This window comes from Stenotrophomonas sp. 278, assembly GCF_003935715.1.
Taxonomy (GTDB): domain Bacteria; phylum Pseudomonadota; class Gammaproteobacteria; order Xanthomonadales; family Xanthomonadaceae; genus Stenotrophomonas; species Stenotrophomonas maltophilia_AH.
Genome location: NZ_RHPP01000020.1, coordinates 1 through 20,458, shown reverse-complemented (window position 1 = coordinate 20,458; position 20,458 = coordinate 1). Strand labels below are relative to the sequence as shown.

The window sequence follows — 20,458 nt, the reverse complement described above, 5'->3', positions numbered from 1 at the left end:
GTTGTTATCCGACGACCGAGGCGAGCTTGAAGATCGGCAGGTACATACCGATGACCATGCCGCCGACGATGGTACCAATAACCACCATCACAATCGGCTCCAGCAGGCTGCTCAGCGCGTCGACCGCGTTGTTCACTTCCTGCTCGAAGTAGTCCGCCACCTTGAACAGCATGGCGTCCAGGGCACCGGCCTCTTCACCGATGGCGGTCATCTGGATGACCATGTGCGGGAACAGGTTGGTCTGCTTCATGGCCATGTTGACCGGGAAACCGACCGATACGTCGTCGCGCATGCGCAGCACGGCTTCTTCGTACACTTTGTTCCCGGTAGCGCCGGCCACGATGCCCAGTGCCTCCACCAGCGGCACACCGGCCTTGAAGGTCACGGCGGTGGTGCGGGAGAAGCGGGCGATGGCGCTGTTGTGCATCAGTGCACCAATGACCGGTACCTTGAGAATCAGGCGATCCATGGTGTGCTGCATCTTGGGTGAGCGCTTGTAGGCCGCGATGAAGCCGACCACTGAACCGACGATAATAATGAGCAGCAACCACCACCACGAAACCATGAACCTGGACATGTTCACGATCATCTGGGTGAAGGCCGGCAACTCGGCACCGAAGCCCTTGAAGACGTCTTCGAACTGCGGAACCACCCACACCAGCAGAACGCCGCTGACGATGAGTGCAACGGCAAAGACCATGATCGGATAGAACAGGGCCTTCTTGATCTTGCCCTTGAGTGCTTCCAGATTTTCCTTATAGGTCGCCACCGTATCCAGCACGGTTTCCAGTACACCGGCACCTTCACCGGCCTTGACCAGATTGCGGTACAGCTCATCGAACTGGACCGGGTGCTTACTGATGGCCTCGTACAACGAGGAGCCACCCTCGATGTCCATACGGATCGAGTCCACCATCTTCTTCATGCGCGGGTTCTTGTGCCCGCTGCCGATGATGTCCAGCGCGCCCACGATCGGGACGCCGGATTTCATCATCGTCGCCATTTGGCGGCTGAAGAATGCAATGTCCTTCGCCCCAACAGCCTTGCCGGCCGCGCCAAACAGCGGCTTCGGCTTGGGCTTGACGACATTGGGGGTGATGCCCTGGCGGCGCAGCTCGGCCCGCAACAGGTTGGCGTTCTTAGCGGGCGACTCGCCCTTCATCTTCACGCCCCGCTTGTCGGTCCCCTCCCAGACAAACGGAACCAGCTCCATGGTGTTACGCGCCACGGGCTCTTTCTTGACGGCACTACGGCTCACAGACATACAGGCTCCCCAGCCGCGCCATCCCCAGGCGGGCTTCTCCCCGGAATGGTAGCCGGTTCCGAGCCTGTGTGGCATCCCTTTGGCGGGGGCAATCCGTGACCGGGGTTCCGGACCGTCATCGTCAGAAGGTGACGCGGGGGGTCACAATGCCGGTTGGGTCGCATTTTGGTGTGAGGGGGGTTCCAATCCTGAAGATTGCTGCCATCATTGCGCCCGGGGAACGCTGGGGAGCGTCGCCAAAGACTTGGCACGCAACCTGCTTTGATCCACCCGCACAGGCCAACCGCCTTGCTCAGCCGGCTTCCGGCCAGGCGCAGGCCCGGTGTTCAAAAACTTTACCTACCTCTAGGGGATGTACTCATGAAGAAGCAGCAGGGCTTTACCCTCATCGAACTGATGATCGTTGTCGCGATCATCGCCATCCTGGCCGCCATCGCTCTGCCGATGTACCAGGACTACGTTGCCAAGTCGCAGGCCACTGCTGGTCTGGCTGAAATCACCCCCGGGAAGACCCAGGCCGAAGTGCTGCTGAATGAAGGCACCACTCCGACCACCGCCAACGTTGGTCTGCAGGAAACCACCCAGCGCTGCGCCATCACCGCTACCGGTGACGCCGCTGCCGGCACCGCCAGCCTGGCTTGCGTGCTGAAGGGCAATGCCAAGGTTGCTGGCAAGACCATCACCCTGACCCGCGCTGCTGCCGGTACCTGGGCTTGCTCCACCACCGGCCTGGACGACAAGTACATCCCGGCTGGCTGCAAGGCCCCGTAATTCGGAGTCTCTCGCAGACTGAGGAAGGCCCCGCTATGCGGGGCCTTCTTTTTTGGACCGAATATCCGTTGGTTGGCACGAAAAATGCTTCGGTGTGGTTGGCTGGGTTCTTCGGCTTTCACGTATCGGACATTGGGGGAATCATGTACAAACACCAGCGGGGTTTCACGCTGATCGAGCTGATGATCGTTGTCGCGATCATTGCAATCCTTGCTGCGATCGCATTGCCTCTGTATCAAGACTATATGGCAAAGGCCCAGCTGGGAGCTGCGCTGTCGGAAATAAGGCCTGGCAAGACCACCATGGAGTCGGTGGCGCAGGACAGCACAGATGCGAGCTTGGTGACGCCTGACTACATCGGAGTACGCGTCAGTGAGCGCTGCACGTCGGTGGCGGCCAGTCTGGACGCTTCAGGCGTCGGCACCATCAGTTGCACGGTCAAAGGGGGGGCGGCCGTCAATGGCAAGTCGCTGACGCTTCGTCGTGCTGCCAACGGCGTCTGGACCTGCGATGGAAGTGAGTTCGCTGCCCGCTACCGTCCTTCGGGGTGCTAGCCGGCTGGCCATAAGCTGGCCATAATGCAACAACGCTCTCAAGGAATTGCCTCATGAACGCCGTGGCCACTGCCAATCTTGTCGGCATCACCGGCATTGCCCGCCGCCTGGTCCAGGATGGGGCCCTTGAAGAAGCGGCTGCTCGTGATGCCATGACCAAAGCTGCCGCGGCGAAGCAACCGCTCCCGCAGTACTTTGCTGAGAAAAAGCTGGTTACGCCGGCGCAATTGGCGGCGGCCAATGCGCTGGAGTTTGGTATGCCGCTGCTGGATGTTGGCATGTTCGATGCCAATCAGAGCGCTATCAGTCTGGTCAGCGAGGAGCTGCTGCGCAAACACCATGTTCTGCCGCTGTTCAAGCGCGGTGGCAAGCTTTTCATTGGTACCAGTGACCCAACCCATTCGCTGGACGAGATCAAGTTCCACACCAATCTGGTCGTGGAGCCAATTCTCGTGGACGAAGACCAGATTCGCCGCACTCTCGAGCAGTGGCAGTCCAAGCACGACACCCTCGGGGGCGGCTTGGGGGGTGATGATGATGGCATGGGGGATCTGGATGTCTCCGCAGGCGGCGATGAGGATGCCGCTGGTGGCGACACGGGCGTAGATGCGAAGGGAGATGACACCCCGGTCGTGAAGTTCGTCAACAAGGTGTTGGTGGATGCAATCCGCAAGGGTGCATCGGATATTCACTTTGAGCCGTACGAAGACGACTACCGCGTACGCTTCCGTATTGACGGACTGCTAAAGAACGTAGCCAAGGCGCCGGTCAAGCTCAATCAGCGTATTGCGGCTCGCCTGAAGGTTATGTCGCAATTGGATATCGCCGAAAAGCGCGTGCCGCAAGACGGACGCATCAAGCTTAATCTTTCCAAGACCAAGCAGATCGACTTCCGCGTGAGCACGCTACCCACGCTGTTCGGCGAGAAGATCGTGCTGCGTATTCTGGACGGCAGTGCTGCCAAGCTTGGCATCGACAAGCTCGGCTATGAGGACGTGCAGCAGAAGTTGTTCCTGGATGCCATCCACAAGCCTTATGGAATGGTGCTGGTGACAGGTCCGACTGGCTCGGGTAAGACGGTGTCGCTGTACACGGCGCTGGGCATCTTGAACGATGAAACCCGCAACATCTCAACCGCAGAAGATCCGGTGGAAATCCGCCTGCCCGGCGTGAATCAGGTTCAGCAGAACAACAAGCGCGGCATGACCTTCGCCGCCGCACTGCGTTCGTTCCTGCGCCAGGATCCGGACATCATCATGGTCGGCGAAATCCGAGATCTGGAAACCGCCGAGATCGCGATCAAGGCGGCTCAGACCGGCCACATGGTGCTTTCTACTCTGCACACCAATGATGCACCGCAGACCATTGCGCGACTGATGAACATGGGTATCGCCCCGTTCAACATCACCAGTTCGGTGACGCTGGTCATTGCTCAGCGACTTGCGCGCCGGTTGTGCAACAACTGCAAGCGCCCGGTCGAGCTGCCCGCCAATGCATTGCTCGCGGAAGGATTCACCCAGGCCCAGATCGATGCCGGCATTACTTTGTTCGAGCCCGTGGGTTGCGAGGAGTGCACCGAAGGCTACAAGGGACGCACCGGCATCTATCAGGTCATGCCGATGACGGAAGATATCGCCGTCATTGTGTTGGCTGGCGGCAACGCCATTCAGATTGCCGAGGCGGCGCAGAGGGCCGGTATCAACGATTTGCGTCAGTCCGCGCTGGTGAAGGCCGCAGCCGGCGTCACCGGATTGGCCGAGATCAATCGCGTCACCAAGGATTGACGTAGAGCCGGGCTCTGCCCGGCTGCCTTCTGCGGTGTGTACTGGCGTCCCTGCGCCAGTGTGCGGATTGCTACGCGGTCCATGACCCTGCCGCCACCACCTGTTACCATCAGGTGGCAACACGCCGGCGGGGAGCCGGTGTCCACTTTCGTATTCCAATCGGTGCCGCCCAGCGGCGCTGCGTTTGACTGCGATCATGATTACGGGCTCATGGTCCGGAAAATTGCATTGGGGAAGCACGCATGATGTTGGCAAAGAGCAGGGCGGGAACGTGGCTGTTGTGGATATTTGTACTGTCCGGATTCTCCGGGCTGATCTACCAGTCAATTTGGACGCAGTATCTGGGCCTGTTCCTCGGCCATTCTTCCTACGCGCAATCGCTGGTGCTGATCCTGTTCATGGGGGGCATGGCAGTAGGTGCCTGGCTGGTGAGTCGATGGAGTGGCAAGGTGCGCAGGCCTCTGTTGGCCTACGCGATCATCGAAGTTGTGATCGGACTTCTCGGTCTGTTCTTCGACGGTATCTATCAAGGTCTGACCGGTTGGGCCTATAACCAACTGCTGCCGATGTTGCCGCCGGGCCAGTTGCAGAACGTGCGCTGGGTGCTGGCGGCGGCCATGGTGTTGCCGCAGTGCATTCTGTTGGGCGCGACGTTCCCTCTGATGAGTGCGGGCTACATCCGCCTTCAGGAACACGCCGAAGGTCGCGTCCTGGCGGGGTTGTACTTCTCCAACAGCCTGGGTGCGGCCATCGGCGCGCTCGCTTCTACCTACGTAATGCTGCCGGCCATTGGCATGCCGGGCACAGTGTTCTCGGCAGGTCTGATCAATATTCTGGTTGCGATCCTGGTCTATCCACTGAGTAAGCGGGAAGGGCCTGAGGCGGCGACACCCCCTGGAGCCGTAGAACCCGTGGCCGTGGCCTTGGGGCAGAAGCCACAGCTTTCACCACCCATCTTCATTCTGTTGGCGGCGGGGCTTACCGGCGCGGCATCGTTCGTCTATGAGATCACATGGATCCGAATGCTGTCCTTGGCATTGGGGACCACAATTCATTCCTTCGAGCTGATGCTCGCTTCGTTCATTCTGGGCATTGCTCTCGGTGGGCTCTGGCTTAAGAATCGCGCTGACCGTCTGGTGTCCCCGCTGGCAACCGCAGGTTGGATCCAAGTCTGGATGGGTGTCGCCGCGCTTGCTTCAATGTTCGTGTATGCCAACGCCTTCGAGTGGGTGGGCTGGCTGATGAAGGTGATTGTGCGCAGCGCCGATGGTTATGGGCTGTTCAATGTGGCCAGCGCGGGCATTGCACTGCTGGTAATGTTCCCCGCTGCATTCTTCGCGGGCATGACCCTGCCGCTACTGACTCTGGCGCTGCTTCGCCAAGGGCATGGTGAAAAGGCCATCGGTCAGGCATATGCTTTCAATACCGTGGGTGCCATCGTCGGTGTTCTTGCCGCGGTGCATCTGCTCATGCCGCTGTTTGGGCTGAAGTACGCATTGCTGCTTGCCGCGGTGGTGGATATGGCTCTGGGCTTGGTGCTTCTTGCTCGCTACGCGCCCGCCATCACTCAGCGGAAATGGTCGCCACTAATGCCTGCTGCTGCCATTTCGGGGCTGGCGGTGGCCGCTTCTGCCAATCTGGTCAGCTTCGACCCTGCCGTTCTGAACTCTTCGGTCTATCGAACGGGTGCTTCGACCTTGGGTGAGGGTGCTCGTTCTGTCTTTTACAAGGATGGCAAGACGGCGACAGTGGCCGTGTTCGAGATCGGCGACCAGGGGCAGGAAACCCGCATGATCGCCACCAATGGCAAGGTTGATGCCGGGCTTGCCTACAATACCGCCAATCTGGCCACGCCAGACGAGGCGACCATGCTGCTTTTGGCGGCAATCCCACTCTCGCTCCGTGAAGCGTACGATCGAGTGGGTGTGATCGGTTTTGGATCTGGCATGACCACGCATGCCCTGCTGGGGCATTCCAAGGTGGGACAGGTAGATACCGTGGAGATCGAGCCGGCCATGGTGGAAGGAGCGAGGCATCTGGGAACTCGTGTTGAACGGGCTTTCAGTGATCCTCGCTCGCACGTAGTGATCGACGATGCAAAGGCCTACTTTGCTTCCGTGCCCAAGAAATATGACCTCATCATCTCCGAGCCATCAAATCCTTGGATGGGGGGCACTGCCTCGCTCTTCAGTACAGAGTTCTATCAGTACATTCCTCGTCAGTTGAACGAAGATGGTCTGTTCGTTCAGTGGCTTCAGTTGTACGAGATCACTCCCGAGTTGGTGAATTCGGTGCTTTCGGCGATGCTGGCGAACTTTAGCGATGTACGGGCATACATGGCTAATGAGACCGACATGATTCTAGTGGCATCCCCCGGTGGGACTGTGCCATCGATGAGTGGAGAACTTTTCAAGCAGTCTTCGCTGGCAAAAGATCTTGCTCGTATTGGTGTGCTGGATCTTCGCGATCTTCAGGACACGATGGTTGTGGACCGTCGCGGACTCGAAGGTCATGTTGCGCTTTACCCGCATCGGACCAATTCAGATATGTTCCCGGTCCTTAAGCTGCAGGCTCCGCAGGCCAGATTCCAAAATGCGCTGGCTGGCGATTTCGATGAACTAGGGAACGCTCCGTGGCCGATCATTCGCCATCTTGGTGGCCCTGATGCACGCCCGGGTGCGGCTCCGGCGGCTCCGCGTCGCTTGCCGCTTTCGTCGTTCCGGCAGAGCGAGGAAGCGACGAACATCTATGCCGCGTTGACGGGGCAGGCTGTACAGACGGCAGGTTCGCCGTCGCGTTTCAACGCTCTCCAGGTCGATGCCCTTCGAGGGTTGGCCGCAAGTTGCCAATTAGGTGCACGTCCGGAGCGGGATGCGACGATGCTGTTCGCGATGGCAACAGAGACGCTCGCCTACTTGGATTCCGAGCGCCTCCAGCATATGTGGGTCAAGCCGGGCTGGCTGCGGTGTACCGCGGGGGATGAAACCGTGGATGGTGCGCTGGCGCTCATATCGGCTGTTGCAGAAGATGGTCATGGCGACGTGCTGCAACTGGGCCTCGCGCTGCTTGAGGGCGAACATGGTCACGCCCTGCTGAACGATGGCGTGTCCGGTCTGTACATTGTTGGTGCCATGCAGTACGCCGCGCTCTCGGCGGGTAATCCCACGTTCTCGCAGCAGCTCACTGAGCGCTACTGGAAACAGCTGGATCGGAGATCGCAGGGCAATTCGTCCCTGCGGCTGCTGTCGTGGTTGGCTTCTGGGTCAGAGTCCAAGCGCGTGCAGTAGTCTGTCACTTGAAGGCCCCGCCTCGCGGGGCTTTCGGACTCTTGAGTCAGTTTGGCGCTGGATCAGTGTCAGATTTGCCAAGACATATAGTGCCGATGCTGCCATCTTAACGTCGCGCATGGTGCCCTTATTGGCTACTGGTGATCTGCGCGGCTTTATAGTGACAGCGCCTAGTTGCAAGACTGGGACGGTCGACTCATTTTTGTGGCAGGGAACCAGCGAAACTCCGGAGGCATGACCACATGGAAGTGACCTCTTGTGGTTGAGACCATCAATCCACAAGGAGTTGGACATGGCTGCTCGCTATCTGACTGCGATCCTGGTGTTTCTGTGTGCACTGGTGGTTCATTCGCCAGCCATCGCCCAGCAGTCGCCGATTCCACCGGAATACTGCTTCGACGGTCGGTGCTACCGAACATTGGCGCAGGCAGAGGCCGACCTGAGAGCCAGTACTGGAATCTATGGGTCTAGATGGCATCTGGATGCCGTAAACCAGACCGGTTCTGGACCACTCGGTGTTGTGCTTCAGTACGTCTATTGGATCGATGATGAACCTCCGGCGGTGACCGGACCGTTGGAGTACGCCATCGGCGGCGGGGAAGCCTATCCGAGTGAAGAGGGTGGCATCGCTGCCTACTTGGCCAAGGCAAATGCGAATTCGGAATGCGAGTTCAAGCGTGTAGGCATGGTGGGTGAGCACGGGGAGCCGTATGTCCACATCCTATGGGGTGGGCGACGCGGAACCGTGTTGAACCACTCAATGGTGGGCAATGATCCCCAGCCCAACAAGTATGTTGAAATCTCGACGTGGTGCCCGGCATGGTCGCCTCCAAGCCCGCCGCGGATCGACAAGGTTTGGGTGCCGAAGCGCTACAGCGTGGAGTGTGCTGAGGGCTTCCTGATCAAGGACGGAAGCAATCCGAAGTACGTTCCCGGTTCCACCGACCTTGGCTGGCCCAACATCTGCCGCCCCGCTACAGTGCCCCGGGAGATCTCCGGGCGCTACATCAAGCAGACAAATAGTTGTGCTGTCAATGGAAATCCCTGCCACCCGGCGACGGGAGATAAGTCGCGTGCCGAGCCGGACTTTATATTCGCGGGTCGAGAATTTGTCCGGTACTACCATTCTTTGAATGAGCTGCAAGCAGCAAGGGAGCTTGGAGTTGGTTGGACGCACAGCTATGCCGACTACATCTTGCGCGGTTCGTCGAACCGAAGCAGAGTTGACCAGAAGGGCTACCTTCAGACCTATTGGGACGGACGCGGTACACAGTCCTCCGGCGAAACCCTGCGCGATGGCGCGAATGGCACTCAGGTGCTGACAGGCTCAGGCGGAGTTCAACGAACATATGGCGCGAACGGACGTCTTGAGGGTGTGGACACGGGCGATGCAGCAACGAGCATTGCCGTAACTTACGATCAGAATCTCCGTATAGGCACTATTACAGACGGGCTCGGCCGCTCGCTGGTATTCAGCTACGCGGAGAAGCGCCTGGCTTCAATAACCCTTCCGGATGGATCGCAGGCGCGGTATGCATACGACGGGAAGGGCAACCTGACCGAAGTGACTCGGCCCGATGGCACGATTCGAAAGTATATCTATGCAGAAGTCGCTCACGCCCCAGCCTCGGTGCCGAATCTTCTGACTGGCATCGAGGAGGCAGGGCAGCGTTACGCGACGTTCTCCTATGACGCCAATGGGATGGTCACTGGCAGCAAGCTTCATGCTGAAGGTCAGGCAGTGGACGTTACAGCCATCACCTACAACGCTGCTGGAGCGGCGACGTCGATCAACAGTCTTGGCGATGTAAAGCAACACACCATTGGTGGCGGGCAGTTCAGCGCAATTACTTCGACGACGGACTCTCAAGGTACGAGAGCATACAACTACGATTCCTCGGGACGGCTGACCTCACGAGTCGACGCGAGGGGAAATCGGGTCATGACGACGTACGTAGACTCGTCGTCTGGCTCGGTATCCCAGATCGTAACCCGCACCGAAGAATCCATAGGCCGCATAACCCGCACCACCCGCGACGCGAACAACCGGGTCGTAGAAGAACGCGTCACCCAGAAGGTAGCTGGCGTAGAACAACTCGCCTCCCTCCAGCGCACCGTCCCGGATGCTCAGGGCCGCCCCCTCTATACCTGCCAGTACGACGCCACCCAGCCCACCGACTACGCCTGCGGCTCCCTGGCGCTTGCCCCCAGCAACGTCCGCCAGACCCAGCACCTCTACTGCACGGAGGCCGACGTTGCCTCCAACCCCGGCCTGTGCCCGATAGTCGGCCTGCATCGCTCCACCCGCGATCCAGCCGGCAACCTTACCCGGTTGGAGTACTACGCCGCCAATGATCCCGGTTGCGATGCCGGCACCAGCTGCACCCACCGCAAGGGCGACCTGCGCGCGCAGATCAATGCCTTGGGCCAGCGCACCGAGATCCTCGAGTACGACGCCGCCGGCAATGCCATCCGCATCCAGGCCATCGACGGCACCGAGACCGAGCGGCTGTACGACTCGATGGGTCGCATGGTCACCGAAACACTCAAGGGCGACGTGCCGGCCAACGACCGCATCAGCCTGTTCGAGTACAGCTCCACCGGCAAGATGACCAAGAGCACCGGTCCGGATGGCGTCTGGACCCGGATGCACTACGACACCGCCGACCGTCTCACCTCGGTGGAGGATGCCCTCGGCAACCGCATCGTCTACACGCTGGACGGTGCCGGCAACCGGGTGAAGGAGGAGATTCGGGACACGGCGGGCACCTTGCGCAAGGTGTTGAACCGCAGCTTCGATACCGCCAGCCGCAACACGCGCATTGCCGGGGCGGATGGCTACGCCACACTGCTGCGCTACGACGGCAACGGCAACGTGCTGGAATCGGAGAATGCGCACGGCACCATCACCAGGCAGACTTACGACGGTGCGGACCGCGTCCTCACCGAGGTGCAGGATCTGGGCGGTATCAATGCCCAGGTAGGCTACGAGTACGCCAGCAATGGTCAGGTGGCGGCGGTGACCGACCCGAAGGGGCTGCGTACCGCGTATGGCTACAACGGCTTCGGTGACCAGATCAGCCTGGTCAGCCCGGATACCGGCACCACCACCTTTACGGTGGATATCAACGGCAACCGCAAGACGAAGACCGATGCGCGGGGCATCACGGCAACTTACCACTACGATGCCCTTAACCGGCTGATCGGCATCGGCTACCCCGATCCTAATCTGGATGTCGGTTACGCGTACGACACCGCGCCGGATGTCTGTGCCGCCAACGAGCGCTTTGCAGCCGGGCGGGTGGGGTACGTGCGGCACGAAGGTGGCAGCACGGCCTACTGCTACGACCGCTTCGGCCAGCTCACCCGCAAGGTGCAGACGGTCAATGGCGTGGCCATGACGGTGCGCTATGGCTACACCCCGGGCGGCCGGTTGGCGCGGCTGCACTATCCGGATGGCAGCGTGGCGGACTATCAGCGCGATACGTTGGGGCGCATTAGCGAGGTGGGGGTGACCCGCCCGGGGCAGGCGCGGCAGGTGGTGGTGACCAATGTGACTTATGCGCCATTTGGGCCGGCTACCGGATGGACTTACGGCAACGGCCGTACGCTGCAGCGGCCAGTGGATCAGGATTACCGGACTGTTGCGGTGAATGACCCAATGCCGGGTGGACTGTCCATCAGACTCGGCTATGACGAAGTTGGAGATATTACCGAACTGAAGAATGGCGACGGAACCGAGGTCTTGGCGCAGTACGGCTACGATGCGCTGGGGCGCCTGACTCAGACCAAGGACGGCGTCACGGGTACGCCTATCGAGACATACGAGTACGACGCCACCGGCAACAGGACCACCCTGATCACATCCGCAGGTACAGAGGCCTACACTTATCCCGACAATAGTCAGCTTCTGACGGCAGTCGGGACGGCGTCGCGTGAGTATGACGCTGCAGGCAACACTCTGAGTATCGGCGATCGCGAGTTTGTATACGGCGACTCCAACCGAATGTTCCAAGTGAAGCGAGGCAGCTTGGTTGCAGAAACGTTCGGATACAACCATCGCGGTGAAAGAATAGGGCGTCAATCATCGGCGAGCGGCTCCGAATACGCCTTGTACGACGAGCGTGGCCAATGGCTGGGCAACTACGGCAGCTCTGGAGCTCCGCTACAGCAAGCGATCTGGCTGGATAGCCTGCCGGTGGCAGTTGTGTCTGAGCAACAAATCGGAGGCTCTCAGTTGGCGTTTCTCCAGCCGGACCATATGGGTACGCCGCGCATGGTCATTGATGCCATTCGGGACGTCACGATCTGGGAGTGGGACAGTAAGACTGAGGTTTTCGGTAATCAGATTCCGAATTCTGATGCGGATGGGGACGGAGTCAGCTACGAGCTGGCGATGCGCTTTCCTGGACAGTTGGCGACCGATGCTAGTGCGCTCTTCTACAACTATCAGCGCGAGTACGATCCGAGTGCCGGCCGCTACTCGCAAAGTGATCCGATAGGGCTGAACGGAGGACTGGATACGTACTCGTACGTGGGGGGCAATCCCCTTATTTTCTCTGACCCTTATGGTCTGGAAAGGAGAGAGGAATGTATCGCTGCCGCAACGCTCGTTGGAGCAATGTGCGGATCGGCTGGCGGGGCGTACCTTGGCGGTACTTGGGGAGCGGCAGGCGGTGGCCTGGCTTGCAGCGCAAGTGGTCCTGGAGCGCTCGCCTGTGCAGGAGCTGGTGGAATGTCCGGAGCCGCTGCAGGTGGATACGCCGGCGGCATCCTGGGGCAGAAGGCTGGGCAGTTGGCTGGGGAGGCGTTTTGCCCCGGAGAAGATGAAGGGTGCCCGCCCTGCAAAACTGTGGATGGGCGAACTGTGTTCCCAGGCACCATCGGCTATCGTCATGATAGGGTGCCGCCAAGTAAGCCCCACCACCCATACGCGGGTGACCACTACAACCTGTATAGGGCCAATCAGAACCCGAACAACTGTCAATGCTTTTGGCAGAATATTGGCGCGGCGGACGCGGCAGGTGGGATGCCCCCGCCTCCTGGTTCTGTTCCGATTTCTGATTTCGTAAGGTAGACGACCTCGTGAACTACTTGGATGGAAAGAGGGTGCTGCTCGGTGACATCGTTGATTTGGGTGGCGGGCTGACCGGGACAATAGTTGCAGTGATCGATGACGCGGCCTACGCGGACGGTTTTCCCAAAGAGGAATGGGAGTACTTGGGAATTGGTGCGTTGCTTGAGGCATCTGGTTTCGGCCTAGTCCATTACCCAGCCACGGATCACGATTTCACGTTGGTTAGGCGGGCTACTTAGAGGTGGGATGCAAAAGCACGGTAGAGAATATGCGTTGAAGAACGGTTTCGCCGGTGCGCCATCTCCGCGGCCTGTTCCACCTTCCCCGAGGTTTGAGGGCTTCGAACAGACGCCTGGCTCCAAGGCTGCCGTGAACGGGGGTGTCCTCATTGGAATTGGTGCATTCTTCTTTGGCTGGTAGGTGGCTGATGTGTCCGGAACTGCGTTGAGATATCCAACTGACATGATTGATTTTCATGACGCTTCCGTTTCTAGAGTTGCAATTTCCATCGTCAGGCAGGAGGTCGAGGTCGACCTTGGCTTGAGGACGAGCAGTGGGCGCGATCGCGACTTGCGCCGTCTAGCATTTTCGGGCGTAACCCTGTTCGGGGGTAGTTTCGACTTCGCTGAACTTAGCGACCATGCGCGGCCGGGCAACGTACAGGCCGGGGATCTTGATTCGTCAAGCGGGAAGCTTCATCTCTCGACTGTGGGAGGGTTCGTCAATGCAAACTTCGGTGGCGTCGAACTTCGTGCACGGGCGGATGTTGAGAGTACTTCCTACTGTGCGCCAGATCTGATTAGTGCTGATGGTATTCAGGGGTTTGAGAACTCGAGCTTGGACTTTTCGTACATTGAGTCCATTGAGTTCTCGCCGAAGTTCAGTTCATGTTGCGTTGAGATGCAAGCACGCACCGGGATATCCACTTCCGATCGCGCCCCGGCCAGCCTAGTCTTTCAGGGTGTCACGGCATCTTTTTGTAGGCTGAATGTTGTCGCTATGAGCGGAGTGCATAAGTACGGCAACGTAGGAGGCTGCACGATCTACCCCGAGCGAAACATGTTGCGAATGTATTTGGCAGACGGCTTTCTAGAGATATCGGCCCACGCCGCTTCGTTGGTCAGGAGGTGAGCAGGGCGACGTTGATGTGAAGGGAACGGCCATCGCAGGGTGGTGCTGCGAGAACCTAAGGCGTTGGCGCTCACGGCAGCAGCGGAGAGAGGTGCGCTGAAATCAGCGCGCATCAGCAAGTGCGCGCAACGTTTCCTTTGGATTGCTTCTAATCACATGAAGTAGAGCGCGCGCAGGGCCAGTGGGGTCGCGGCGCCCTTGCTCCCAGTTGCGGAGTGTGCCCACATCGACATGAATGATGCGGGCAAACTTCTCTTGCGATAGTCCGGTGGATTTCCGGATCTCGCGCACTTCAATGGCGCTGATGTGGATCTCGCGGGAGGCGCTTCGCTTCCCCGCTAGAATCTGGTCAGCTTCCGCCACACTGCCCATCAACTCGGCAAATAGACTGTTATCCATGACGTTCACTTCCAGTTTTCAATAATGGCCCTGAGCGCATTCTTCTGCGATTGGGTCAGATTGCCCTGAACATTCTTCGAATACACGAGCAGTAGAACGATCTTCGAGTCTGACGAGAAGTAGTAGTAGATCACCCGCGCGCCGCCACGCTTGCCTCGTCCAGGTAGCGCGACACGGACTTTTCGCAATCCTCCAGTTCCCTCAATTACATCGCCGGACGTTGGTGCGCGGGCCAGTTCGACTTGGAAACGGCTGTACTCCTCATCGCTCATCAGTCCCGCGAGCAAGCGGGTGAACATCGAGGTCTCGATGAACAGCATTGCGCTTAAATGTACGCCATTGGCGTACATGCGTCAATGGCGTAGTGTTGGGTGCGGAAGTTGAACATTCGCGGTTTCTTTGCTGGTATCGCGTGACATGGAGCGGGTGATCGGAAGATGTCAGGGCGGCACTTCGTGCCGCCCTGGTTCCGGTTCAGCCGCTGCCTGAGGGTTGGCCGGGGAGCTCGCTATCTACCTCGCGCCACCTTCCTATACACCCTCACTGCCTCCTGACCCTTCGGCGGTGGGTCCGCATGCCAGCGGAAGCCTCGCCACTCCGGGTACAGGTACAGCCGCGTGCCCGGATCAATGCCAAGCTCCCTGATCCACAGGCCCCGTGTTTTGAAACAGGGAACGCTGGGGCAGCCCGGGTAGGTCTTGACGCCGTCGTGGTGTAGCGCGTTGACGACGATGCTCTTGGGTGGCCGCCAGAAGCGGCGTCGAAATTCCTTCTGCTCTTCGGTCAGCTCATCCCAGTCTTCGGGTTCTTCGTTCAAGGTATGCCTCCTGGTTGAATCTCCCCCGCCGGGATGGCGGGGGAGTCGGGAGGGTAAGAACCGTCAGAAGAACCGGCGCGACGTATTTCCGTGAGGGTTTTTTATTTCGTCGCCCTCCCGACACTTGCCGTACAACATGATTTCTTCTGACAGAGTTCTTACGCTCCAGGACACACCATGCGACAGATGAAAGCGTAGCGGAGACCGCCTGCATTTTGTGCGGCGCGTTGGTGCATCGCTTCGCAACGTGCCGCGTGTCGTATGTAAGCCGAATGCATGGAAAAGCGTGACGGATGCCGCGTTTGCGGTTCGGAGTTATGACGTTTTTGGTGTGGGAATTTTTGTTTGCTGCGCGCGTGTGGATGCGTGGTTGAGTTGTCGGTTTTGGCGCTGATGGCGCGGGGATGTGGGGTTTGGTTGGGTTGGGTTGCCGGGCAAGCCCGGCACTACGCGGATCTGCGTTGTAAGGCGCGTGGTGGGTTGATTGCGAATGTGCGTGCTTGTGCCCGCGTGCTTGTTTGGGCTTGGAATCGTTGGCGTGGATCGGGTGGTGGCTGTCGGGCTGCGCGTTCTCTGGATTCACTCGGCTACTTTTGATGCCTGCTGTGCCGTGCTGTCCTGCACGGTGGCTTGCAAAGGAGATGAGCTGTGCCGATTTACCTGGCTTACGAGAATGGCCTTGAGGTGCTGTGGGGGACTGTAGGGCGCGAGCCGGCGCGGGCGCGGGGCGCGCGCGTGGTGGTGGAGGCGGGGTGCGGAGCGGAAGGCAGGAAGCTCGAGGTGGGCTTCGTTGTTGCGTGCGTGCCGGAGATGGGGGAGGGTGGTGCGGAGGATGCGTCTTGACGCGCCATGCGCGTCAGCTGGGTGTGCGCGGTGAGCCGACGCGCATGGCGCGTCGCTACGGGGATCGGCGGCGTGGCTTGGGGTGGGCTGCGTGTAGTTTGGTGTATCGCTCGGTGGCCTCGGCGAGTTCGCGCTCATTCAACTGGCGGTCTCCTGGTAGAAGGAACCAGCCTTTTATGCAGCTGAAGTCGCGGAGAGCGATCTGCACGTGGCTGTCGCGGTGGAAGCCTGAGCTGGGTGCGATTTCTACGCCTTGGCGGAATGCGCCGCGGACGGCTTGAACGGGGCCTTTGGCAGTGACTGCCTCTCGCCTTGCATGCATGAGGCAGAAAACTGCGCGATCCAGCCCGCGGAGGAGGACTTCCTGGTCCTCCCGTTGGGCCGGTACGTTGATGGGTAGCGTTCGGCCGGTCTGCAGGAAGCCGCTTTGAAGGTGGATGTAAGCATCTTCGAACTCAAGCCGGCCTGCTTTCGTGGTCATGTCCAAGCAGCTTCGCAGGCTGAACAGGCAGCCCACCACTGCAGGCGTGGCGATGGGGCGCGCAGTGAGTCGTCGATCCGGCTGTTGTGCCGCGCTCTCGGCGAACGATCGAGCGCGCTCTTCGTCGCCCTCAAACATGTAGAAGCCCGGCCCGAGCCAGTCGTACTGATCGTTGCTTTGTTCCGGTTGCAGGTTTCCGGATACCAGCCCGTCGCGTACGGTGATGTCGCATCCGTGGTAGCCCACAAGAAGATGGCCGTCGATCATTTGAACTTGGAGCTCAAACGGCCTGAAGGGGTGAGAATTCCTGCCTTGTAAAGAATTTCGACATCATCCTCCGGCGTCATGCTGCCATAGACATAAGCCAGCTCCTCCTCGAAGGTGGCGAAATGCGCGTAGAAATTCGGCTCGGACTTCGATGGACGGTGCGACGTGGATTGCACTTGCTTGACGGCGTTCGTCTTGCCAGCGGTATTTTTGAGGGGGATCTTTTGGGTAGCCATGTCCGGATCGTACTTCCGGGGTGTGGGCTGTCTATGGAAGCGCGTGCGAACCGTTGAGGGCGACTCGATTGAGTCTGCTGCAGCCGTTGGTGTGCTTGGGGTGCGGCACCGCCGGGGCCGGCCAACGGCCGGCGCTACCGGGTGTCGGTTTCGGCGGGGTGTCGGTGGAGGCGGGTTGCGGGGGCGCGTGGTGACGCGCCATGCGCGTCATCGCGGTGTGCGCGGAAAGCCGACACGCATGGCGTGTCGCTACGGTGGTTAATCCATGCCCAGCTTTTTCAGCTTGTAGCGCAGCGCGCGGAACGTGATGCCCAGCTGTGCGGCGGTGCGGGTCTTGTTCCAGCGGTTTTCTTCCAGCGCCTTCTGGATCGCGGTGCGTTCCATCTGCTCGATGTAGGAGGGCAGGGCACCGTTGCCGGCGGGGAGGTCCACCACGGCTTCCTCGTGCGCGGCGGGAACAGCGGTGGTGCCGGTCTGGCGGGGGGCACCGGGCTGCGGCAGGCGCAGGTCGCTGGCGCTGATGGTGTCGCCCTCGGCCAGGGCCAGGGCACGTTCCAGGATGTTCTCCAGTTCGCGCACGTTGCCGGGGAAGTGGTACAGGCCCAGCGCGTCCAGGGCCGAAGGAGCCAGCAGCGGGGTCGGACGGCCGTGGGTGCGGGCGAGGCGGGCGAGGATCGAGGCGGCGAGCTGCGGCAGGTCGCTGCGGCGTTCGCGCAGCGGCGGCACGCGCAGCTCGATCACGTTGATGCGGTAATACAGGTCGTGGCGGAAGCGTCCGTCATCCACCAGCTGGCCCAGGTCCTTGTGGGTGGCCGAAAGAATGCGCACGTCCACCGGCACTTCGGTGGCGGCACCCACCGGGCGGATCGACTTCTCCTGGATCGCGCGCAGCAGCTTCACCTGCATCTGCAGCGGCAGCTCGGCCACTTCGTCCAGGAACAGGGTGCCGCCGTGTGCGGCCTGGAACAGGCCCGGCTTGTCGGCGTGCGCGCCGCTGAAGCTGCCCTTCTTGTGCCCGAAGAACTCGCTTTCCATCAGCTCGGACGGAATGGCACCGCAGTTCACCGGCACGAAGGTGCCGGCGGCGCGCGCGCTCTGCGCGTGGATGGTGCGGGCAACCAGTTCCTTGCCCACGCCGGACTCGCCCAGGATGTACACCGGAGCCTGGCTGCGCGCGACCTTTTCAATGGTGGTGCGCAGTGCATCCATCGCAGCGGATTCGCCCAGCAGGCGCGTGGTCTGCTCGCTGGTCATCGGCGGGGGGGCGGGGCGCTCGCTGTTGTTCAACTCCAGCGCGTGCTTGACCAGGCCGCGCAGCACCGCGATGTCCACCGGCTTGCTGACGAAGTCAAAGGCACCGGCCTTCAGGGCTTCCACGGCCAGGTCCATGCTGCCGAAGGCGGTGATCATCGCCACCGGCGTGCGTGGATAGTGCTGGGCGATCTCGGTCACCAGTTCAATGCCATTGCCGTCGGGCAGGCGCATGTCGGTGATGCACAGGTCGTACGGGTTGCTGGCCAGCAGCTCGCGGGCTTCGGCGAGGTTGGCGGCCGTGCTGATCCGCAGGCCCATGCGGCCCAACGTCAGTACCAGCAGTTCGCGGATGTCGCGTTCGTCATCGACAACGAGGGCGCTGCGGTTTTCGTTCATGGGAGTGAAGATAGCCGAGGAAGGTTGCTAACGACAAATCTTTGACAGTTGTTGCTCGTTTTTAACGATTGGAACAGGCGTGCGTGTCATTCCGGCAACATGGTGTGCGGTCCCGGCAGGATCAGCCGGAAGCAGGCACCGCCGGCCGGAACGGACACGTACTCCAGCCGCGCCTGGTTGGCCCGGCACAGCTCGCGGGCGATATACAGGCCCAGCCCGGTGCCGTGCTCGGAGGTGGTGAAGAACGGCCGGAACAGCTGGCTGGCGACCTTTTCCGGAATGCCGGGGCCGCGGTCCATCACGTCGATCACCGCCGAACGCTCCATCCGCGCCACGCGCAGGCGGACCCGCGCCGGCTCCTGGCCGGTGCGGCCGTATTTGAGGGCGTTGTGGACCAGGGCGGTCAGGATCTGGTGCAGATGGCGCGGGTCGACCAGGCCGTGCACCGAGGACTCGGTGATGATCGGCTCGACGCTGTCTGTTTCCAGGGTCAGGCTCTGCTTGTAGTCCAGCACGAAGCGGCGCACGAAGGCGGCCAGGTCGAGGTTCTCGGGATTGGCGCGCTCGCGGCGGGCCAGGCCCAGCACGCTTTCGACGATGCCGTTGGTGCGCTGGCACTGCTGGTGGATGATCTGCAGCAGGCGGCGGTCGGTGTCGGTGATGACGGTGGACTCTTCCAGCAGCTGGGCCGCGTAGTTGATCGCCGCCAGCGGATTGCGGATCTCGTGGGCAAGGCTGGCCGAGAACCGGCCCATGGCGGAAAGGGTGAGCGACTCGGCACGGCGCGACACCACGCTGGAGTCGTCCAGGAACACCAGGGTCAGGTCGCTGCCGGCCAGCAGCCGGGCGAAGCGCGGCTGCACTTCGGGCTGGTCGGGGGAGAGCTGCAGCGGGGTCTCCTCGTTGTTCCAGCCGTTGCGCCAGCGCTGCAGGCGGCGCAGCAGGTCGGGCGCGGCGCTGGCCAGTTCCAGCTTGCCGGTGCCACTGTTGCCATCGCTGTCTCCGATCAGGGTGCTGGCGGCCTCGTTGGCCAGGGTGATGCGGTTGCTGCCGTCGACCACCAGCACGCCGGTGCGCATGCGGCGGATGATCAGTTCGTTGATCTCGAACAGGTTGGCCACTTCCTCGCCGCGCTGGTTGGCCAGCTGCTGGTTGCGGCGGGCGCGGCTGCCGACCTGGTAGCTGACGAAGGCCAGCGCGAGATAGCTGGTGATGAACATGGCCAGCTCGGCCAGGGTGCGGGTGGGGTCGCCGTTCTCCAGCACGTTCCAGACGTATTCGCCGGCGGTCGCGGCGGCCGCGGTCAGGGCCAGGGCCAGGCCGAGCGACAGCGGCAGCAGGGTGGCGGCAGCGGCGATGTTGAACAGCAGGGCCATCGAAAGCCCGGCACTGGCACCGGGCAGGGCGTGGGCGAGCAGGGCGGTGGCGATGATGTCGACCACCACGCTGCCGACCACGATGGGGCGCAGCCAGCGCTCGCTGCGCCCGGCGATCAGGAACAGCAGGGACAGCCCAAGGTAGGTGCCGCTGACCACCGCCGCCAGCCGGGGGTGGGTGGACTCGCCCACCAGGTTCGCCAGCGGGCTGAACAGCAGTGCGGCAATGACCGCGGCGATCAGCACGCGGTACAGGGCGAAGAAATACAGTTCCCGCCGGGGCAGGGACTCGATGCGGTCGATCAGTGAAGCGCTGGGTGACACGCCGGAACTCCCCTTCTGGCTGGGGACCAGTGTATCGGCGTTCGGAACGATTGCATGGGCCGGCCAACGGCCGGCGCTACCGGTGAGCCGAACGGTAGCGCCCGCCCGTGGGCCGCCCCCGGGGGGGCCCGCTAGCGCGCCCAAACGCCACGGGAGGGCCCCCTGGGGGTTTTGCAGGAAAAGCCAACAGTGTAGTT

Annotated in this window: 15 protein-coding genes; 7 read left to right on the top strand and 8 right to left on the bottom strand. The window is 61.1% G+C overall.

All coding sequences use genetic code 11. From position 1 onward, the window contains the following. Positions 1 to 4: 4 nt before the first annotated feature. Complete coding sequence (locus tag EGJ34_RS05405; RefSeq protein WP_125359480.1) at positions 5 to 1,264, bottom strand: type II secretion system F family protein; 1,260 nt, start codon at positions 1,262 to 1,264, stop codon at positions 5 to 7. A gap of 360 nt (positions 1,265 to 1,624) precedes the next feature. On the opposite strand from EGJ34_RS05405, the gene EGJ34_RS05400 reads away from it, so the two are divergent. The 7 genes from EGJ34_RS05400 (at position 1,625) to EGJ34_RS05370 (ending at position 13,868) form a co-directional block, all read left to right on the top strand. Then, positions 1,625 to 2,035 (top strand): pilin, encoded by a 411-nt coding sequence (locus tag EGJ34_RS05400; protein ID WP_125359479.1) that lies wholly within the window; start codon positions 1,625 to 1,627, stop codon positions 2,033 to 2,035. Positions 2,036 to 2,070: 35 nt separating this feature from the next. Continuing rightward, positions 2,071 to 2,589 carry a pilin gene (locus EGJ34_RS05395; protein WP_312023017.1) on the top strand — a complete coding sequence of 173 codons (519 nt, stop codon included), beginning with the start codon at positions 2,071 to 2,073 and terminating at the stop codon, positions 2,587 to 2,589. Between the two features lie 53 nt (positions 2,590 to 2,642). Then, positions 2,643 to 4,373: a type IV-A pilus assembly ATPase PilB gene (gene pilB / locus EGJ34_RS05390; protein WP_125359478.1), complete on the top strand. Its 1,731-nt coding sequence runs from the start codon at positions 2,643 to 2,645 to the stop codon at positions 4,371 to 4,373. A gap of 242 nt (positions 4,374 to 4,615) precedes the next feature. Then, complete coding sequence (locus tag EGJ34_RS05385; RefSeq protein ID WP_125359477.1) at positions 4,616 to 7,660, top strand: spermidine synthase; 3,045 nt, start codon at positions 4,616 to 4,618, stop codon at positions 7,658 to 7,660. 292 nt (positions 7,661 to 7,952) lie between these two features. Next, the gene (locus EGJ34_RS05380; RefSeq protein WP_260476915.1) at positions 7,953 to 12,737 is read left to right on the top strand and encodes an RHS repeat-associated core domain-containing protein; all 4,785 of its coding nucleotides are present in this window, start codon (positions 7,953 to 7,955) and stop codon (positions 12,735 to 12,737) included. Between the two features lie 8 nt (positions 12,738 to 12,745). Next, entirely contained in the window at positions 12,746 to 12,976 is a 231-nt protein-coding gene (locus EGJ34_RS22120; RefSeq protein WP_125359476.1) for a hypothetical protein, read from the top strand. Between the two features lie 181 nt (positions 12,977 to 13,157). Continuing rightward, a complete protein-coding gene (locus EGJ34_RS05370) occupies positions 13,158 to 13,868 on the top strand; it encodes a hypothetical protein (protein ID WP_125359475.1) in 711 nt (236 codons plus the stop codon). A 102-nt stretch (positions 13,869 to 13,970) separates the two neighbouring features. Here the strand turns inward: EGJ34_RS05370 and EGJ34_RS05365 are convergent, their stop codons facing one another. From EGJ34_RS05365 to EGJ34_RS05335, 7 genes are all read right to left on the bottom strand, one after another. Then, positions 13,971 to 14,267 carry a helix-turn-helix domain-containing protein gene (locus EGJ34_RS05365; protein ID WP_125359474.1) on the bottom strand — a complete coding sequence of 99 codons (297 nt, stop codon included), beginning with the start codon at positions 14,265 to 14,267 and terminating at the stop codon, positions 13,971 to 13,973. A gap of 5 nt (positions 14,268 to 14,272) precedes the next feature. Continuing rightward, positions 14,273 to 14,587 carry a type II toxin-antitoxin system RelE/ParE family toxin gene (locus EGJ34_RS05360; RefSeq protein ID WP_125359473.1) on the bottom strand — a complete coding sequence of 105 codons (315 nt, stop codon included), beginning with the start codon at positions 14,585 to 14,587 and terminating at the stop codon, positions 14,273 to 14,275. 188 nt (positions 14,588 to 14,775) lie between these two features. Then, positions 14,776 to 15,084, bottom strand: a complete 309-nt coding sequence (locus EGJ34_RS05355) for a hypothetical protein (protein ID WP_125359472.1) — start codon at positions 15,082 to 15,084, stop codon at positions 14,776 to 14,778. An 898-nt stretch (positions 15,085 to 15,982) separates the two neighbouring features. Beyond that, positions 15,983 to 16,675, bottom strand: a complete 693-nt coding sequence (locus EGJ34_RS05350; RefSeq protein ID WP_125359471.1) for a hypothetical protein — start codon at positions 16,673 to 16,675, stop codon at positions 15,983 to 15,985. Beyond that, positions 16,672 to 16,911, bottom strand: coding sequence for a hypothetical protein (locus EGJ34_RS05345; protein WP_125359470.1), 240 nt, complete (start codon positions 16,909 to 16,911; stop codon positions 16,672 to 16,674). Before EGJ34_RS05345 ends, EGJ34_RS05350 begins: the two co-directional genes overlap by 4 nt. A 258-nt stretch (positions 16,912 to 17,169) precedes the next feature. Then, a complete protein-coding gene (locus tag EGJ34_RS05340) occupies positions 17,170 to 18,561 on the bottom strand; it encodes a sigma-54 dependent transcriptional regulator (RefSeq protein WP_125359469.1) in 1,392 nt (463 codons plus the stop codon). Positions 18,562 to 18,647: 86 nt separating this feature from the next. Then, positions 18,648 to 20,261 carry a HAMP domain-containing sensor histidine kinase gene (locus tag EGJ34_RS05335; protein ID WP_125359468.1) on the bottom strand — a complete coding sequence of 538 codons (1,614 nt, stop codon included), beginning with the start codon at positions 20,259 to 20,261 and terminating at the stop codon, positions 18,648 to 18,650. Positions 20,262 to 20,458 lie beyond the last annotated feature (197 nt).